The organism is Streptomyces sp. NPDC090127, from assembly GCF_044746945.1.
Classification (GTDB): domain Bacteria; phylum Actinomycetota; class Actinomycetes; order Streptomycetales; family Streptomycetaceae; genus Streptomyces.
This window is the reverse complement of the sequence record NZ_JBIVDE010000002.1, coordinates 159,836-176,922: the sequence shown is the minus strand read 5'-3', so window position 1 is coordinate 176,922 and position 17,087 is coordinate 159,836. Positions and strand designations below refer to the sequence as shown.

The following is a 17,087-nucleotide window of genomic DNA, read 5'->3' as shown; positions in this document are numbered from 1 at the left end:
CATGAGTGCGGCCAAGCTCACGGGGGATGTGATGAAGATCGGACGAGATCGCGGTCACGGCGTAGCGTGAGGGCGAAAGATCTGGCTAAGGGGTCACGGAATGTGATGGACTCCTGGTCCGGCCGGTGCGGCGCGCGGGCGTCCCGCCCCGCTGGTCCAATGGATGTGTGCGCTGCTCGGGGCCGTAGCGGCGGTGGAGGTGTCTTGTCGGAGCGAGCGGGGGAACAGGCCTCCCTGGTCGAGGAGCACGCGGCGGTCCTGGCCCGGCTGAGAGCCGCGACGGACGCGATCGAGGAGATCGGTTCGCACCCCGACGAGCAGGGCGTCTGTGAGGACCTGGCCAGGTTCCTCTGCCGGCACGGGTACGAGGCCGCGGCCGTGGACGTCCGACCCGAGGACGGGCCCGGCTGGGTACGTGTCGCGGTGGCAGGCGACCCCAAGCTGGTCGACCGGGTCGAGCCGTCCGACGAGAGCGGACCGCCCCGGGCGTACGGCGACCTCGCCCCGGGCGGTGTCCACGTCCAGGTCGTGTCCGTGCCCATGGAGTCGCAGGGCCGGACCATCGGGTACGCGAACGCCGTCAGCGCCCGCACCGACGTCCTCGGCGAGCACGCGAAGGCCACGGTCCACGACGCGGCGCGGCTCGCCGCCGTCCACCTCGGCCACGCCCGCCGGCTCGCCGCCACCGAAAGGACCGCCTTCCACCTCCAGCAGGCCCTCGTCGCGGAGCCGGGACGGCCGCACCCCAACCTGGAGGTCGCTGGGCGCTACCTTCCGGTCGGCGCCAGGACGTTGGTGGGCGGCGACTGGTTCGAGAGCGTACGGCTCCACTTCGGCCGCAGCCTGCTGGTCGTCGGCGACGTGATGGGACACGGCCTCGACGCGGCCGTCGACATGAACGCGTACCGTTCCGCGCTGCGCGACGTGGCCTCCACGGACCTGCCGCCGCACCGGGTGCTCCGCCAGCTCGACTCGGTCGTCGCGGACGACGGCGGGCTGCGGCCCGCGACCTGCCTGCTCGTCCAGGTCGACCCGGCGCGTGGCTCGGCCACCTTCGCCGGCGCCGGCCACCTCCCGCCGGTGGTCTTCGCGGCGGACGGCTCCGCCGACCTCGTCGAACTCCCCGTCGGGCCGCCGCTGGGCACCGGCGTCGGCGGCTACGAATCCGTCACCCGCACCCTCGCCCCCGGTGACACGCTCGTCCTCTTCACCGACGGCCTGGTCGAGCGGCGCGGCGAGGACATCGACGTCTCGCTCGGCCGGCTCTCCTCGCTGCGCGTGCGTCCCGGCTCCAGCCCCGAGGAGCTGGTGGACGAGGTCCTCATGCACCTCGACGCCCACCACGCCGAGGACGACGTCGCCGTCCTGGCCGCCCGGATCCGCGAGCGCCCGACCTCGTCGTGACCGCCCGACCTCGTCGTGACCGCCCGATCTCGTCGTGACCGCCCCGCCCTGCCGTCCTCCCGCCCTGTCCGTCCCACCTGCTCGCCCTGCCGTCCTCCCGCCGTATCCGTCCCACCTGCTCGCCCTGCCCGTCCCGCTCGCCCTGCCCGTCCCTCCCGCGCCCCCTCCCGCAAGGTGCTTTTGGGGCGTCGTACGCGCCCTGCGTCACCGCGGGTGGGCCAGTTTCACGCCTGGGCGCGATTAATTCCGCAGGACGCTTGTGCAAGCCCCCTCGTCCCGGCACGCTCCTGGGTATGAACACCGCCCGGCACGCCAGTGAACGTCTGATGAGCTGGCCCTCGCTGGTCCCCAGCCGCGCCCAGTGCGGCGCCGAGCTCGGTCTGAGCACCGCGACGCACGACATCGTGCACTTCCACACCGAGCACGAGGCCGACGTCCACCTCACCCGCGCCATGATCGCGAAGCTCCGCCCGGCGCTCCTCGGGTCGAGCGCCGTACGCCTGCGCGCCGGTTCGGGGTGGGTGACGGTCCGGCTGGACATGGGCTCCGACATCGACCTGCTGGCGACCCTGGTCAGCGCCGCACTGCAGGCCTCCGGCGGCCGGCCGGACTCCGCGCCGGACGGCTGCACCCGGACCTGCCGCATCTACGCACGGACCTGAGCCCTTCGCTCCGTCGGCGACAGATCGGGTGGTCGTGGCCCGAGCCTGCACCTAGACCTGAACTCGACGCTGACCCTGACCCTGAAGTGGAGCCTGAGGTTCGCCCGGCCCCGGGCACCCTCCCTCTCCTCACGCCCCCGCCTGACCCGTTCGGCCGCATGACGGAGGTGTCCCCCCGCCCGGGCGGGTACCTCCCGTGGCATGCCCCCCACTTCCGGTGCGCCCCACGACGGTGCCCCCGCCGAGCACGGCCACTGGTTCCAACGGTTCCATCAGTCCGTCCTCACCTCCGTCGTCGGGCTCGCCTGGAACCGGGGCCGCGACGTGGAGCTCATGCACCGCGCGATGGGCTTCGCGGCGCTGAGCCTGCTCACCCTCGTCCCGCTGCTCATCGTCGTCTCCGCCGCCGACCTCGCCAGCGGCCAGGGATTCGCCCGATGGCTGATCCAGGGGCTCGGCGTCTCCGAGGTGTCGCAGGAAGAGGTCGAGATGCTCTTCGGCAAGCCCGGGGCGGCCCTGCAGCGCACCACCGCCTTCGGCCTCGCCGCCGTCGCCGCGTTCGGTGTGACCTTCGGATCGGCCGTCCAGACCGGCTACGAACGGGTCTGGGACCTGCCCACCGCCCGCTGGCACACCATGTGGCGCCACGTCGTCTGGCTCGCCGTCCTCGTCGCCGCCCTCCTCCTCTTCGTCGCGGCCCCCGTCCCGGCCGAGTCCTCGACGGCCGTGACCTTCCTGGTCGCGGTCACCGACGTCTTCGGCACCTTTCTCTTCTTCTGGTGGTCGCAGCGCTTCCTGCTCTGCGGACGCATCCGCTGGCGGGCGCTCGCCCCGGGGGCGCTGTGCACGGCCCTGGGGCTGTTCGGGCTGCGGATCTTCTCCCAGTTCGTGTTCTCCCCGCTGATCGCCTCCAACGCGGTCACCTACGGCCCCTTCGGCACCGTCCTGGTCCTGCAGTCCTGGCTCGTCGGCGTCGGGTTCGTCGTCTACGGCGCGGCCCTCGTCGGCCGCCTGATCCACGAGCACCTGGTCCTGCGACGGATCGACCGGCTCCCGGCCGAACTGCCCGGCGACGACCTGCCGTGAACCACGGGCGCGGCTCCTCGACCGGCGCCCGCACTCACACGATCCGGTGGACGTGATCGTTCCGTGCCGGGACGGAGGGGCGGGAGCTATTGGATGGAGGCATCACCCGGCCCCGTCGAAAGAGAGCTGACCCATGGTGAACACCTGGTTGCCGCCCGCCGAGTACGTCGCGACGCTGCCGAGGGCGACGGCGTACGCCTGCCTGTACTTCACCGACACCGACGGACGGCCCTTCCAGCTGCGCGCCACCTACACCACCGACCTCTGGCAGTGGCCCGGCGGCAACATGGACCCGGGGGAGACCCCGTGGCAGACAGCCGTCCGCGAGTGCCACGAGGAGACCGGGATCGTCTTCCAGGGCGAACCGAGGCTCCTCGGCACCCACTTCGTCTCCCACCGGGAAGACGACTGGCCGGCCAACCACATCGGCTTCATCTTCGACGGCGGTGTCCTGACGGAGGAGCAGCTCGCGGGTGTCGTCCTCGACCCCGGCGAGCACAGCGAGTTCCGTCTGCGGACCCTGGCCGAGTGGGAGCGGGAGATGACCCCGAGGAACTTCGCCCGGCTCGCGGAGATCGACCGCGCCCGGCGCTCCGGCACGACCGTGTACGTGGAGACGCACACCGACCTCTGACGGCGCCGCCCGAGCAACCACGAGCGGGGGCCGTCACCGGAACGCCACCAGGACGGCCCCCGCTCGCGGCTGCCACGCCGAAGCGCCGGGGCTTCGGCGTCGCGCCACGCCGAAGCCCTGACGAATCCGTTCACCTCACCCCGAGGCCGTAACCCCGAGGCGTCTCGACAGTTGACCCGGGCATGAAGAAGCGCAGCATGCTCGCCATCGCCTCCCTCGCCGCCGGTGTCGTCACGGCCCTCGTGACCCCGCCGCCGCACGCCTCCGCCGCCGACCACGCCGGGTCCGGCCCCACCGGGCTCCTGCAGAACGACAACCCGCTCGCCCCGGTCCTCGACGGGGCGGCCCCCCTGGTGACCGACAGCCTTCCCCAGTCCCCCGACCTCGGCGGGCTGGCGTGATCTTCCGACGGGTGGCCCGTGCGCGCGCCGCGTGAGTGGGAATGACAGGATGTCCCCATGAGCAACAACGTGTACTTCGACATCACCATCGACGGCGACGCCGCAGGCCGGATCGTCTTCAAGCTGTACGACGACGTCGTCCCCAAGACGGCCCAGAACTTCCGTGAGCTCGCCATCGGCCAGCACGGCTTCGGCTACGCCGGCTCCCCGTTCCACCGCGTCATCCCGGACTTCATGCTCCAGGGTGGCGACTTCACCCGGGGCGACGGCACCGGTGGCAAGAGCATCTACGGCGAGAAGTTCGCGGACGAGAACTTCAAGCTGAAGCACGACCGGCCGTTCCTGCTGTCCATGGCGAACGCGGGCCCCAACTCCAACGGCTCGCAGTTCTTCATCACCACCATCGTGACCTCCTGGCTGGACGGCAAGCACGTCGTCTTCGGCGAGGTCGTCGAGGGTCAGGACCTGGTCAGGAAGATCGAGGCTCTCGGCTCCGCGTCCGGCCGGACCAAGGCCAAGATCGCCGTCGCCGAATCCGGCGTCATCGAGGGCTGATCAGCACCTCTCCCCTCGACCGCCCCCGCCGAGCACGACGCGGGGGCGGTCGGCCGTTCCCGGGAGCTGTCAGGACGGGGACTCCTCCCCGTACCGGCGCTCGAACCTCGCGACCCGGCCCTCGGAATCCACCGTCCGCGCCTTGCCCGTGTAGAACGGGTGACTCTCGGACGAGATCTCGACGTCGACCACGGGATAGGTCTCGCCGTCGTCCCACTCGATGGTCTGCTCGCTCCTCGCCGTCGACCGGGTCAGGAAGGCGAACCCGGCGGAACGGTCACGGAAGACCACGGGACCGTACTCCGGCTGCTTGTCCTGCTGCACACGTCCTCCTCGGGCTGCCTGTTCGATGGCCCCAGCCTCCCCGGACCCGGGGCCGCCGACCAGCGCCACGCGGCCGACCGGGTGAGCGTGCGGAAGGGGACGGCGACGGGGACGGGGGCCCGGACGAGGGCTCGGGCGAGGGCGGTCAGTCCGTCCAGCGGGCGGCGAGCAGCAGGGCGATGTCGTCGGGCCGGTCACTGGTCTGCCGGGCGTCCCGGATCAGCCGGTCCGCCGTCTCCGGGAGAGGGACCGACCCCGTGGCCGAGAACGTACGGCGCAACCACTCGACGCCCTCGTCGATGTCCCGGCCCGGCCGCTCCACCAGGCCGTCCGTGTACAGGGCCAGTACCGCCCCGGGGTCCAGGTGCAGTTCGGTGACCGGATACGTGGCGTCCGCGTCGATCCCCAGGACCAGACCGCCCGCCAGCTCCAGGACCTCCGTCGTCCCGTCCGGGCGCCGCAGCAGCGGCTGGGGGTGCCCGGCGCGTACGGCCTCGGCCACGCCCGTCGCAGGGTCGAGCACCACGTAACAGCAGCTCGCGAACTGCCCGGGGTCGAGATCGATCAGGAGCCGGTTGGTGCCCTTCAGGACCTCCTCCGGCGGAAGGCCGCTCAGCGCGAAGGCCCGCAGCGCGCTGCGCAGCTGCCCCATGGTCGCCGCCGCGGCGACACCGTGGCCCTGGACGTCGCCGCACACCAGGGCCAGCAGCCCCCCTTCCGTCTCGACCACGTCGTACCAGTCGCCGCCGACATCCATGCCCTGGGTACCGGGCAGGTAGCGCGCCACCGTGTCGACGTGGTCGCGGACCGGCAGCCGGGAGGGCAGCAGCGCGTCCTGGAGACCGCGGGCGAGCGCGGACTCGCTGTCGTAGCGGCGGGCCCGCTCCAGGGCCTGGGCGATCAGTCCCGCGAGCGCGGTCAGGACCGTACGCTCCTCGGGGCTGAAGCCGCGCGGCCGGTCGAAGCCGAGGATGCACGAGCCGACCGGCCGGCCCGACGCGATCAGCGGCAGGAAGGCCCGCGCCCCGGACACCGCGTCCAGGGGGAGCCCCGGATAGGCCCGGCTCATCTGCTGCATCGACTCGAAGAAGAGCGGCCGGCCGGTGGTGAGCGTGTCCACGCCCGGCAGCCGGGCGTCGAGCCCCACCCCTTCGAACGGCTCCAGGAACCCGGGAGGGAAGCCGGTCTCCCACGCCAGGTAGAGATGCCGGTCGCTCAGCAGGTAGATCGCCAGCTGCCGGCCGCCGAACGCGGGCAGCAGCTCGTCGGTCACCACCGCCGAGACCTGGCGGGCCGTGATCGCCTCGGTCAGCGCGATGGCGAGCGCGACCGGCCGGTACAACGCCGACGCGTTGTCCGCCGGGGAACCGAGACCGACGTCCGGCAGCGAGACCGAGGCGGGCTCGTAGGCGGGGTCCCCCTCCGGCACGAGCACCAGGGTCACGCCGTCATGGCCGGGGTAGAGCGAGACCGACAGCCACTCCCGCTCGTCCGCGTGCACCAGGAAGTGCACCGGCTCGTCGGAGAGCAGTACGGCCCTCAGATGCTCCTCGTGCGCCGGTTGGCTGAACCAGGGCAGCACCTCCCACAGGCTGCGCCCGGCCAGGGAGGCGCGCGGGGCGCCGAGGAGCGCCTCGGTCAGATGGTTCACGTAGGTGACCCGGCCCAGCCGGTCGATCGCCAGGATCGCCCGGGGCAGCCGGTCGACGGCGTCGGACCCGACGAGACCGGTGCCGAGGTCGACCAGCGAGCCCGTCAGCCGTCCCGACCGGCCGCCGGGCGTGACGCGTGCGGAGACCTCCAGGAGGTGCAGCCCGCCGTCGGGGCCCTTCAGACGGATCCGGCGCGCGACCCGGGAGCCGGACTCGGCCGCCCGGCGGGCCATGGTCCACAGCGCGAAGGAGTCCTCGGGCGCCAGCCGCGCCGTCAGCGCCTCGATCGTGCCGGGGACGGTGTCGTCGTCGCCGAGGATCGCCCGCAGTCCGTCGTCGGCGCGGACCTCGCCGCTGTCCAGGTCCCAGTCGAAGGTGCCGATCCGCACCGGCCGGGTGCCCGCGGACGGCAGCTGGACGCAGACCGGCTCGTCGGGCCACTCCACGGCCGTACCGGCCTCCGCGAGGCCCTTCAGGGCCCGCGCGAGCCGCTGGGCCTCCCGTGCCATCCGGGACCGGTCCCGGGAGTTCACCGGCACACCGGGGCTCGGCGTACGCAGCACCATGAGGACCCCGAACCGCTCCCGTCCGCTGACGATCGGCGCGTACAGGGAGGCGAAGGGGAAGGGCAGACTGGCCACGAGCTGCGGGAACTGGCGCATGGCCTCCTCGACGTCGGCCAGGTGCACCGGCTGGCCGGAGCGGTGGACCTCCGCGACGGGGAACGGCCGGTTCACATGCATGCGCCACCAGGGGCGGAACAGGGAGCCGGGCAACCCGGCGAGCACCGTCATCCGCAGCAGCCCCGGGGTCCCGGACCGCAGATACACACAGCCCGCGTAGCCACCGACGGCCTCGATCGTCCGTAGGGTGGCCTCGGCGACGACCAGAGGCAGCGCGTCGAGCGGCGTCCCGTCGACGTCCGCGCTCCCGGGCGCGTCGTCGTTCTCTGCCGACGGGTCCTGTCCGGCCACGCCGTGCGGGATCACACTGTCAGCATGCTCCCGGGCCGTGGGGCCCCGCATCTCGGGCGGGCCGGGGGTGTTCGATCCGCGCGAGCCCGGCGGCTCCGCGCGACCATGGTCGGAGAGGGAGAGCGCATGGACCCGTCCGTGATGACCGCGGTGCTCGCCGCCCTGGCGCTGGTGTGCCGCGCCGCGGTGCTGGAGATACGCACCCCCGGCGCCGGCCGGCGCGCCTGGGCGTTCGTCGGCGACCGCCGGGCGCTGGGCACCGGCCTGGGGGTCGCGTGCGTGCTCGGCGCCGTGGGCTGGTCGACCGTCGGCGGCGGGGCGGTCGTGGTGTGGGCGGGCCTCGCCGGAGTGCTGGCCGCCTCCCTCGTGGCGGAGCGGGGGCGCGGGGACGGCGCGGACGAGGAGGGTCCACGGGGAGGCTGAGCGCCGAGCGGGTGCGGGGCGGCGACTGCGCCCCGGGGCGGTACGCCCCTCCCCGTACGCCCTCGGCCTCGCGGGCCGGTGGCCCCCGGAGGTCTCGTCAGGCGCTTGTCTGCCGGCCGCGCCCCTGGGGTACCTTCGGTTGCCCTGACGGACCGTGACAGGAGCAGTGCCGTGACCACCGACCCGCGCGTCTCGCCGCCCCCCGTCGGAGGGGAACGCGAGACCCTGCGCGCCTTTCTCGAATACCACCGGACGACGCTCGCGATGAAGTGCGAGGGGCTCGACGACGAGCAGCTGAGGGAGCGTTCGATGCCCCCGTCCACGCTGACGTTGCTCGGCCTGGTCCGGCACATGGCGGAGGTGGAGCGGGCCTGGTTCCGTCGGGTCTTCGAGGACGGCGAGGCGCCGATGGTCTGGTCGGACGAGATCGACTTCCAGGCCGCGTACGACGCGAGCCGGTCGACCCGGGCCGAGGCGTTCGGTGCCTGGGAGGCGGAGGTGGAGAACTCCCGGCGGATCGAACGGGAGGCGGCCACCCTCGACCTGGCAGGCCACCAGCCCCGGTGGGGCCACGAGGTCTCGCTGCGGATGGTCATGGTGCACGTGCTGCTGGAGTACGGCCGCCACAACGGTCACGCGGACTTCCTGCGCGAGGGCGTGGACGGGACCGTCGGCGCCTGAACCTGAACGGACCTCGGCGACCGGGCGGGTGTCAGTGCCGGGTGCGATGCTGCGGGGTATGGACGAGCTGATGCGAGGCCGCGTGTACGGCGCCGACCATGACGACCCCTATCCCGGCCCCCGACCCGGCCACGACTACCGCGAACTGGTGGCCGGGCCCCTGGACGGGCTGCTCCTCGACGTCACCGGCTGGACGCGCAGCCAGCTGGACGAGGGCGCCGACCTGGCCACCGAGATAGGCGCCTACGGCCCCGGGGGCCACGCCCGCTACGGCCCCCGGGAGGGCGACGCGCTGCACTGGGACTGGGAGGGCGACACCCGCTAGCTCCCGGCCCGTGGCGCGGACTCCCGTCTCCCCGTGGCGCGCCGGCTCCCGGTCCGAGGCGCGAGCGCCACGTCCATGGCGCGCGGTCACCGCCCGGCGGACTCGGCGAGCGTGTGGGCGACGAGAGCGTTGGCGTGGCCGTGTCCCAGGCCGTGCTCGGTCTTCAGCCAAGCGACGAGCTCCATGTGCTTGGTGAGGGGCGAGGTGTGGATGAGTTCCTTCCACTCGGCGATGGGGCGGCCGTACTTCTTCTCGATCGAGGGGAAGTAGCTCGCGGGTCCCTTGACGGTCTCGGTCATGGGGGTGGTGTCCCTTCCGGTGCGGTGTGATTGTGTGAAGAAGACCGCAGCGAGGCCGCGCACTCATCGGCTCCACGGGGTGATGTGGATCACCCCGTGGAGGATGGTCGGTCGCGTGGGCGCCTGAGGGGCCCACCGGGCGAGCGAGCGGGTGGCCGGCCGGCCCGGGTGGTCCGGCCGGACCTTCCGGGCCCGGTGGTCCGGGCCGGGCGTTCCGGGCCGGTTGGTCCAGCCGGTCCTTCCGGGCCCGCTGGCCCGGGCCGACGGTCAGCGGCGGACGCCGAGCAGGTGCTCCAGGGCGAGTTGGTCCAGCCGCTCGAAGGCCATCGACCGCTCGGCCGCCGCCGTGACGTCGAACTCCTCGTAGGCGCCGGTGTCCGCGAGCAGACCCGCGAGGCCGTCGGCGGCCGTGGGCAGGGCGAGTTCGGGCAGCCGGGACGCGGCCAGCGCCTCCTGGACCTCTGCGTCCGCGCGGAAGCCGGCGGCGCGCTCCTTCAGGATGAGGTAGTTCCGCATGCAGTTCTTCGCGGACTCCCAGACGCCGTCGAAGCCGTCCGTGCGCACCGGCTTGAAGTCGAAGTGGCGAGGACCCTCGTACCCCGCCGTCTCCAACAGGTCCACCAGCCAGAACGCCTGACGCAGATCCCCGGCCCCGAAGCGGAAGTCCTGGTCGTACTTGATCCCCGACTGGCCGTTGAGGTCGAGGTGGAAGAGCTTGCCCGCCCACAGCGCCTGGGCGATGCCGTGCGGGAAGTTGAGCCCGGCCATCTGCTCGTGCCCCGTCTCCGGGTTCACCCCCACCAGTTCGGGCCGCTCCAGGCGCTCGATGAACGCCAGCGCGTGGCCGATCGTCGGCAGCAGGATGTCCCCCCGCGGCTCGTTCGGCTTCGGCTCGATCGCGAACCGCAGGGCGTAACCCTGCTCGGTGACGTACTGGCCGAGGAGGTCGAAGGCCTCCTTCATCCGGTCCAGGGCCACCCGGACGTCCTTGGCGGCGCCCGACTCGGCGCCCTCGCGTCCGCCCCAGGCGACATAGGTGGTGGCGCCGAGTTCGACGGCGAGGTCGATGTTGCGGATCGTCTTGCGCAGGGCGTAGCGCCGCACGTCACGGTCGTTGGCCGTGAAGGCGCCGTCCTTGAAGACCGGGTGGGTGAAGAGGTTGGTCGTGGCCATCGGCACGGTCAGGCCGGTGCGCTCCAGGGCGGCGCGGAAGCGCTTGACCACCGCCTCGCGCTCTCCCTCCGAGGCGCCGAAGGGGATCAGGTCGTCGTCGTGGAAGGTGACGCCGTACGCCCCCAGCTCGGCGAGCCGCTCCACCGACTCGACGGGGTCGAGCGCCGGTCGGGTGGCCTCGCCGAAGGGGTCACGGCCCTGCCAGCCGACGGTCCACAGGCCGAAGGTGAACCGGTCGCCGGGGGTGGGGGAGAACGGTGCGGAGGAGAGCGGTGCGGGGGAGGAGTGTTCCGTCATGGTCTGTCTGTCCCTCTTCTGCGCGTCCACGGGGAGAAGAGAGGCGCGGCGAGGCCTGGCCCCTCTATTTGTTTTCTGAGATAACTAATACGGCACGGGGCGGTCCCGCGCCAGAGTGGTCACGCGGTTCGACGAAAGGTGAGACCCATGGCGGCGACACGCACCGCACCCCCGGTCGTGATCGGCGTGGACAGCTCGACGCAGTCCACGAAGGCGGTCGTCGTGGACGCGGCCACCGGCGCCGTGCGCGCCGTCGGGCGGGCCGCGCACACGGTGACGGGGGAGGGCGGAGCCCGCGAGAGCGACCCCGAGCAGTGGTGGTCCGCCCTGGGTGAGGCGGTCGCGAGCGCGCTGGCCGCCGCGGACGTACCCGCCCACACCGTCACCGGCATCGCCGTGGCCGGCCAGCAGCACGGCCTGGTGGTCCTCGACGCGGCCGGCCGTCCGCTGCGCCCCGCCGTGCTCTGGAACGACACCCGCTCCGCGCCCCAGGCGGCCGAGCTCACCGCCGCGCTCGGCGGCCCGGAGGGCTGGCTCGCCCGCACCGGGTCGGTGCCGGTCGCCTCCATGACCGCCACCACCTGGCAGTGGCTGAGGGCCCACGAGCCCGCCGTCACGGCCGCCACGGCGGCCGTGAGGCTCCCCCACGACTATCTGACCGAACGCCTCTCCGGCGCCGCCGCGACCGACCCCGGAGACGCCTCGGGCACCTGCTGGTACGACACGGCGGCCCATGCCTACGACCAGGAGATCCTGGACCTCCTGGGCCTCGACCCGGCCCTGCTGCCCGCCGTCGCCGCGAGCGGCGCCACCCGTGTCGGCACGCTCACCCCCGATGCCGCCCATGCCCTCGGACTGCCGTCAGGCGTCGCCGTCGCCGCCGGTACGGGGGACAACATGGCCGCCGCCGTCGGCCTGGGGCTCGGCGGCGCCGGCCTCCTCGACCATCCGGTCGTCAGCCTCGGCACCTCGGGCACGGTCTTCGCCGCCACCCGTACGCGCCCCGCCGCCGGATTCGCGGGCCTCGCCGGGTTCGCCGCCGCCGACGGCACGTACCTGCCGCTCGGCTGCACCCTCAACTGCTCGCTGGCCGTCGACCGCTTCGCCGGCCTGCTCGGCCTGGACCGCGAGGACACCGCACCCGGCGACGGGCTGGTCGTCCTGCCGTATCTCGACGGCGAACGCACCCCCGACCTGCCGCACGCCACCGGGCTCGTGACCGGACTGCGCCACACCACCACCCCACGAGCGATCCTCGGCGCCGCCTACGAGGGCGCCTCGTTCACCGTCCTGCGCGCCCTCGACGACCTGTTCTCCGCCTGCGGGCTCGACCCCTCCGACGCGGCGGTACGGGACCGGCCGCTGCGCCTGATCGGCGGCGGCGCCCAGGGCGCCGCGTGGCGGGACACGATCCGGCGCCTCTCCGGCCGGCCCCTGGTCGTCCCCGCCGCGACCGAACTCGTCGCCCTCGGCGCCGCCGCCCTCGCCGCCTCCGCCGTGACCGGCGAGGACCCGGTCGCGCTCGCCACGGCCTGGGGCACCGGTCACGGCGAGACCCTGCCGCCGGTCGCCCGCGACGAGGAGACCTGGAACCGGATCGCCTCGGTCCTCGACCGCGCGACCCCGAGCCTCCTCACCTGAGTCCGCCACGCCCCTGAGTCCGCCACGCCCCTGGGCCCGGTCGCCCGTCGTGGGCGTGGGCGTGGGCGGCTCAAGGAGCGGTGGGCGGCGGAACCACGGCGACCGGGCAGTGGGCGTGATGCAGGACGGCGTGGGCCACCGAGCCCATGAGGAGTGACGCGACCTGGTACCTGCGGTGGCGGCCCACGACCACCAGGTCCGCCTCGCGGGACCGCTCGACGAGACGTCCCGCCGCGTCCGCCGGTACGACCGTCGGGGCGACCGGCACATCCGGGTACCGCTCGGTGAAGGGCCGTAGCCGCTCCTCCTGCAGGCGCGCGGTGTCCCGGACCAGCTCGGGGGTGTCGTCGTCCAGGGGGACCGGCGGCGGCATCTGAAGGGCGGGCGCGGGCGGTCCCACGAGCATGACCGGCGACGGCGGCAGCCGGTAGGCCGTGACCACCTCCAGCGTCACGTCGCGTTGCTGGGCCGCGTGGAACGCGAAGTCGAGGACCTCGTCGGCGGACTCCTCCGGGTGCAGCCCCACGAGGACCCGGCCCGCCTCGGCGCCGCCCTCCGCCGGCAGGGTCCGTTCCTCGTGCGGCACCACGACGACCGGGCACGCCGCGGACGCCGCGAGGGAGCGGCTGACGGAACCGAGCAGCAGGCTCGCGAAGCCGCCGCGGCCACGGGATCCGGTCACCACCAGGCGCGCCGTCCGGGCCATGTCGAGGAGCGCGTCCGGCACCGAGCCGTCGAGCGACTCGTACCGTACCGGCACCCGCCTGTCCTGGCCCTCGACCCAGGCGGCGACGGCGTTGAGGACCGGGTCGGGGATGCTGGGGTTCTCGCCGAGCGAGGCGATCCGGGCGCTCCCCAGCTGGAGCGCCTCGGAGCGGACATGGGCGACGACAAGGGGAACGTCGAGCCGCTGCGCCGCACGCAGGGCCCAGGCGAGGGCCAGCCGGCTGTGCTCCGACCCGTCCACACCGACGACAACCGGCATTTCATCCATAAAGGAATGATTACCCCTCTGCCGGATCTCTGCCGGATCTCTGCCGGGCCTCTGCCGGATCGCCGTCGGATCGCCGTCGGATCTCCGCCCCCTGACGACCCCTTGCCCGCCGCCCCGTACGGCGGGCCCATACTGGGCGCGGCGGGACCCGAGAGGCGGCAGAGTTGAGTCAGCACAACGATCGGTACGACGTCGTGGTGGTCGGCGGCAGCGGAGTGGACACGGTGATCCGCGTCGACGCCCTGCCCGTCCCGCTCGCCGACTCGGTCCACGTGGGGCCGATCGAGGAGTGGCCCGGGCACACCGGCGGGAACGTCGCCCTCGGCACACGGGCCCTCGGCCTGCGCGTCGCCCTGCTCGACTGCGTCGGAGACGACTGGATCGGCACGCTCGTACGGCAGCGGATGGCCGAGGGGGACGTCGAGTTCCATCCGGTGATCTCGCCGGCCGGCACCCGCCGCGCGGTGAACCTCGTCGACGCGGCCGGACGCCGGATGTCCTTCTACGACGGCCGGGACCCGGCGGAGCTGCGCATGCCCCGGGAGCACTACCTGCCCCGGCTGCGCCGCGCACGCCACGCGCACGTCTCGATCATGAACTTCGCGCGTTTCCTGTACGACGACATCGAGGAGCTCGGCGTCCCCGTCTCCACGGATCTGCACGACTGGGACGGCCTGGCGGACCACCACCGGGAGTTCGCCCTCCGCTCCGACCTCGTCTTCCTCAGCGCGGCGGGCGCGGGCGACGGCACGACGGCGTTGATGCGGGAGATCCTGCGCGAGGGCCGCGCCGGGACCGTGGTCGCCACGGCGGGCGCGGACGGCTCCTACGTCCTCACCCGGGACGGCAGTCCGACGCCCCGTCACATCCCGGCGGTCGCCCCGCCCACCCCGGTCGTGGACACCAACGGCGCCGGTGACGCGTTCGTCAGCGGCTTCCTCCACGGCCGTCTCGCCGGAAGGCCCGTCCTGGACTGCGCGCGCCTGGGAGCGATCTCCGGCGCCCACGCCTGTACGGCTCCGGGCTCCACGGCCCTCATCACCCGCGACGAGCTCCGGGCGGCCGCGGCAGGCTGAGCGCGCGGCTCGTCCGACGGCCGCCCGCCCGTGCCCGAGTGGCGGGGCGGGCGGTCGGCCGGTGCGATGGGGGGATGAAGCAGCGCGTCGCCCGGTGGTGGGCCGAGTTGCCGCCCGCCGCGGGCTCCGCCGTGATGGCCACGGGCATCCTGTCCGTCGGCTTCCACCTGACGGGCCGTGAAACGCTCTCACGCGCCCTGCTCTGCCTGGCGACCCTCGTGTGGCTGCTGCTCGCGTGCGACTCCGCCGTGCGGCTGCTGAGCAGCCGTCGTCGCTGGGTCGCCGAGGCGGACACCCCGCCCGCGCAGTCCGCCGTCGCCGCCACGACCGTCCTCGGTGTGCGCGTGGCCGCCCTCGGCTGGACCGCGCCGGCCGCCGCTCTCCTGGCGCTGTCCGCCGTGCTGTGGGCGCCGCTGCTCGCGGCGGTGCTGACGCACCTGTGGCGCCGTATGCCCGGCGGTGTCTTCCTGATCTGCGTCGCCACCCAGGGCCTGGCGGTCCTCGGAGCCACGCTCGCGACCTCGGCGGGGGACTGGCTCGCCCGGACGGCCCTGGTCTTCTTCGTCCTCGGGCTGCTGCTCTATCCCGCCGCCCTGCTCCGGTTCGACTTCCGCCAGGTCACCGAGGGCGCCGGCGACCAATGGGTGGCCGGCGGCGCCCTCGCCATCTCGGCGCTCGCCGGATCCAAGCTCCTCGCCGCCGGTGTCTGGGCGGGCACGGCCGACGCCCACAGCGTCTTGAGGACGCTCACCCTGGTCCTGCTGGCCGCCGATCTCCTCTGGTACGTCGTCCTCCTCGGCGCCGAGCTCGTGCGGCGCCGAGGGGGCTACGACGTACGACGCTGGGCCACCGTCTTTCCGATGGGGATGACCGCGGTCGCCTGCCTGTCGACCTCGGCGGCGACGGACATCGGGTGGCTGGACGGCCTCGGGCAGGCCCTCCTGTGGATCGCCACGGCGGCCTGGCTCGTCGTCCTCGTCGGGACGATCCGGTCGATCCCCGGGCGGACGGTCGCCCCACCCGGACCCTGACGGGGATCGCGGGGGCGAGGGCGCCCTCCGGGCGGACGCCGCTATTTTCGAAACACGCCCTGGCGGAGGGACGCCTGGTGGAGCGCGTCCGGGCCGATCGGCAGGTCCGGCAGCGTCCGCGCACCCTGCCGACCCTGTTCACGCTGCGGCGGCGTGCCGCGCGGGGGAGCGGTGGTGCCGGTGAGGGCGCCCTCGACGTGGGCGGACAGCGCCGGGGTGACGGGGTCCGGCAGTGGGTTGCCCTCCGCGTCGAAGCGCTGGTATTTCATGAGGTTGTAGCCGACGGCGACCTGACGACGGCCGTCCTCGGTCGACAGAGCCCAGGTACCGGCTCCGAAGACGGCGCCGTCGTGGCCCCAGTACCAGCCGCCGCTGGGCATCTTCAGGGTGTAGATGCCCAGGCCGTAGCGCATCAACGGCTCCTCGCCCGGCGGGGTCTCGTAGGCCGGGACGGTGGTCTTCATCTCGCGCAGCTGCGCGGCGCCCAGCAGCCGGCCGTCGAGCAGCCGGCGGTAGAAGTCGTTCAGGTCGCTCGTCGTCGACACCAGGGCACCGGCCGTGCCGGCCCACGACATGTCGGCGACGCTGTAGTCGCGGGCCGGGTCGATCAGCCCGAAGAACGACTCGTACATCTTCGCGTGCGGGCCCCTGAGGGCCGGCGAGGTCGGGAAGTAGGTGTGGCGCAGGCCGGCCCTGCGGATGACGTTCCGGGTGATGTACGCCTCCGCCTTCTGCCCGGTCACCCGTTCCAGGATCAGCCCGGCGAGGATGTAGTTGGTGTTGGAGTACGCGTGCGTCCCGCGCTCCGCGGCCGGCGGGGCGGCGAGGCCGAGCCGGACGAGCTCCTCGGGCGCGATGCGGCGCAGACGGTTCTCGTCGAGCGCCTTGCCGGGGTTCTCCAGGATGCCGGGGAAGGCCGGCAGGACATAGTCGCCTATGCCACTGGTGTGGTTGAGCAGCATCCGGACGGTCACCTGCCGCCCGCGTTCCCCGGACACGAGGTCGGGGACGTAGCGGCCGACCGGAGCGTCGAGGTCGACGCGCCCGGCGCCGACCTGCTGGAGGACGGCGACGGCCGTGAAGCTCTTGGTGATGCTGCCGACCCGGTGCTCGAGGTCCGGCCGGGTGGGCCGGTGGGTGTCGATGTCGGCGAACCCGGCGGCTCCCCGCCACTGCGCCGAGCCGTCGCGGACGGCCGAATAGGCGCCGTACATCCCGGCCTTGTGGAAGGCGTCGAGCGAGCGGCGCAGCGCCGCGCGGTCGAGGCGATGGCCGGAGGCGGCCGCCGAGACGGCGGACACGGCCGCGGGGGAGCCCCGCTCGGCGGTGGTGGCCTGCGCGGGTAACGCCGTCGCGGAGAGCGCGACCAGTGTGGCGGCGGCGATGACCGACAGGGGGGCCCTGCGGGGCGTCGTCATGAACGGGACCTTCTTCCCTCGTGGCGGGCGGTCGTCC

General features: G+C 73.5%; 18 protein-coding genes. 12 read left to right on the top strand and 6 right to left on the bottom strand.

All coding sequences use genetic code 11. From position 1 onward, the window contains the following. Positions 1–204 precede the first annotated feature (204 nt). The 6 genes from ACIPPS_RS06510 (at position 205) to ACIPPS_RS06485 (ending at position 4,742) form a co-directional block, all read left to right on the top strand. Positions 205–1,404, top strand: coding sequence for a PP2C family protein-serine/threonine phosphatase (locus ACIPPS_RS06510; RefSeq protein ID WP_401427624.1), 1,200 nt, complete (start codon positions 205–207; stop codon positions 1,402–1,404). A 293-nt stretch (positions 1,405–1,697) separates the two neighbouring features. Next, on the top strand, positions 1,698–2,066 hold the full coding sequence (locus tag ACIPPS_RS06505) for a luciferase family protein (protein ID WP_401427622.1): 369 nt from the start codon (positions 1,698–1,700) through the stop codon (positions 2,064–2,066). Between the two features lie 201 nt (positions 2,067–2,267). Continuing rightward, a complete protein-coding gene (locus ACIPPS_RS06500) occupies positions 2,268–3,152 on the top strand; it encodes a YhjD/YihY/BrkB family envelope integrity protein (protein ID WP_401427619.1) in 885 nt (294 codons plus the stop codon). Positions 3,153–3,285: 133 nt separating this feature from the next. Beyond that, positions 3,286–3,786, top strand: a complete 501-nt coding sequence (locus tag ACIPPS_RS06495; RefSeq protein WP_401427617.1) for an NUDIX domain-containing protein — start codon at positions 3,286–3,288, stop codon at positions 3,784–3,786. A 182-nt stretch (positions 3,787–3,968) separates the two neighbouring features. After that, positions 3,969–4,187: a hypothetical protein gene (locus ACIPPS_RS06490; protein WP_401427615.1), complete on the top strand. Its 219-nt coding sequence runs from the start codon at positions 3,969–3,971 to the stop codon at positions 4,185–4,187. A 57-nt stretch (positions 4,188–4,244) separates the two neighbouring features. Next, positions 4,245–4,742: a peptidylprolyl isomerase gene (locus ACIPPS_RS06485; protein ID WP_401427613.1), complete on the top strand. Its 498-nt coding sequence runs from the start codon at positions 4,245–4,247 to the stop codon at positions 4,740–4,742. Between the two features lie 69 nt (positions 4,743–4,811). On the opposite strand, the gene ACIPPS_RS06480 is transcribed toward ACIPPS_RS06485, so the two are convergent. Beyond that, complete coding sequence (locus ACIPPS_RS06480) at positions 4,812–5,066, bottom strand: type B 50S ribosomal protein L31 (RefSeq protein WP_401427610.1); 255 nt, start codon at positions 5,064–5,066, stop codon at positions 4,812–4,814. A 145-nt stretch (positions 5,067–5,211) separates the two neighbouring features. Continuing rightward, on the bottom strand, positions 5,212–7,743 hold the full coding sequence (locus ACIPPS_RS06475; RefSeq protein WP_401427608.1) for a SpoIIE family protein phosphatase: 2,532 nt from the start codon (positions 7,741–7,743) through the stop codon (positions 5,212–5,214). A gap of 75 nt (positions 7,744–7,818) precedes the next feature. Here ACIPPS_RS06475 and ACIPPS_RS06470 point away from each other — a divergent pair, with 75 nt between their 5' ends. The 3 genes from ACIPPS_RS06470 (at position 7,819) to ACIPPS_RS06460 (ending at position 9,121) form a co-directional block, all read left to right on the top strand. Further along, on the top strand, positions 7,819–8,115 hold the full coding sequence (locus tag ACIPPS_RS06470) for a hypothetical protein (protein ID WP_401427606.1): 297 nt from the start codon (positions 7,819–7,821) through the stop codon (positions 8,113–8,115). Positions 8,116–8,286: 171 nt separating this feature from the next. Beyond that, the gene (locus tag ACIPPS_RS06465) at positions 8,287–8,796 is read left to right on the top strand and encodes a DinB family protein (protein ID WP_401427604.1); all 510 of its coding nucleotides are present in this window, start codon (positions 8,287–8,289) and stop codon (positions 8,794–8,796) included. A 58-nt stretch (positions 8,797–8,854) separates the two neighbouring features. Then, positions 8,855–9,121 (top strand): hypothetical protein, encoded by a 267-nt coding sequence (locus tag ACIPPS_RS06460; protein WP_401427602.1) that lies wholly within the window; start codon positions 8,855–8,857, stop codon positions 9,119–9,121. An 86-nt stretch (positions 9,122–9,207) separates the two neighbouring features. Here ACIPPS_RS06460 and ACIPPS_RS06455 read toward each other — a convergent pair whose 3' ends face one another. Further along, on the bottom strand, positions 9,208–9,420 hold the full coding sequence (locus ACIPPS_RS06455) for a DUF4287 domain-containing protein (RefSeq protein WP_401427600.1): 213 nt from the start codon (positions 9,418–9,420) through the stop codon (positions 9,208–9,210). A 267-nt stretch (positions 9,421–9,687) separates the two neighbouring features. Then, entirely contained in the window at positions 9,688–10,890 is a 1,203-nt protein-coding gene (gene xylA / locus ACIPPS_RS06450) for a xylose isomerase (RefSeq protein ID WP_401427598.1), read from the bottom strand. Positions 10,891–11,037: 147 nt separating this feature from the next. Here xylA and xylB point away from each other — a divergent pair, with 147 nt between their 5' ends. Continuing rightward, positions 11,038–12,531, top strand: coding sequence for a xylulokinase (gene xylB / locus ACIPPS_RS06445; RefSeq protein ID WP_401427596.1), 1,494 nt, complete (start codon positions 11,038–11,040; stop codon positions 12,529–12,531). A 70-nt stretch (positions 12,532–12,601) separates the two neighbouring features. Here xylB and ACIPPS_RS06440 read toward each other — a convergent pair whose 3' ends face one another. Then, entirely contained in the window at positions 12,602–13,525 is a 924-nt protein-coding gene (locus ACIPPS_RS06440) for a universal stress protein (RefSeq protein ID WP_401427594.1), read from the bottom strand. Positions 13,526–13,689: 164 nt separating this feature from the next. Between ACIPPS_RS06440 and ACIPPS_RS06435 the strand changes: the two genes are divergently transcribed. Together ACIPPS_RS06435 and ACIPPS_RS06430 are read left to right on the top strand one after the other, a co-directional pair. Beyond that, complete coding sequence (locus tag ACIPPS_RS06435; protein WP_401427591.1) at positions 13,690–14,601, top strand: carbohydrate kinase family protein; 912 nt, start codon at positions 13,690–13,692, stop codon at positions 14,599–14,601. Positions 14,602–14,675: 74 nt separating this feature from the next. Beyond that, complete coding sequence (locus ACIPPS_RS06430; protein ID WP_401427589.1) at positions 14,676–15,632, top strand: tellurite resistance/C4-dicarboxylate transporter family protein; 957 nt, start codon at positions 14,676–14,678, stop codon at positions 15,630–15,632. A gap of 41 nt (positions 15,633–15,673) precedes the next feature. On the opposite strand, the gene ACIPPS_RS06425 is transcribed toward ACIPPS_RS06430, so the two are convergent. Next, on the bottom strand, positions 15,674–17,050 hold the full coding sequence (locus tag ACIPPS_RS06425) for a serine hydrolase domain-containing protein (RefSeq protein ID WP_401427587.1): 1,377 nt from the start codon (positions 17,048–17,050) through the stop codon (positions 15,674–15,676). Between the last annotated feature and the right edge of the window lie 37 nt (positions 17,051–17,087).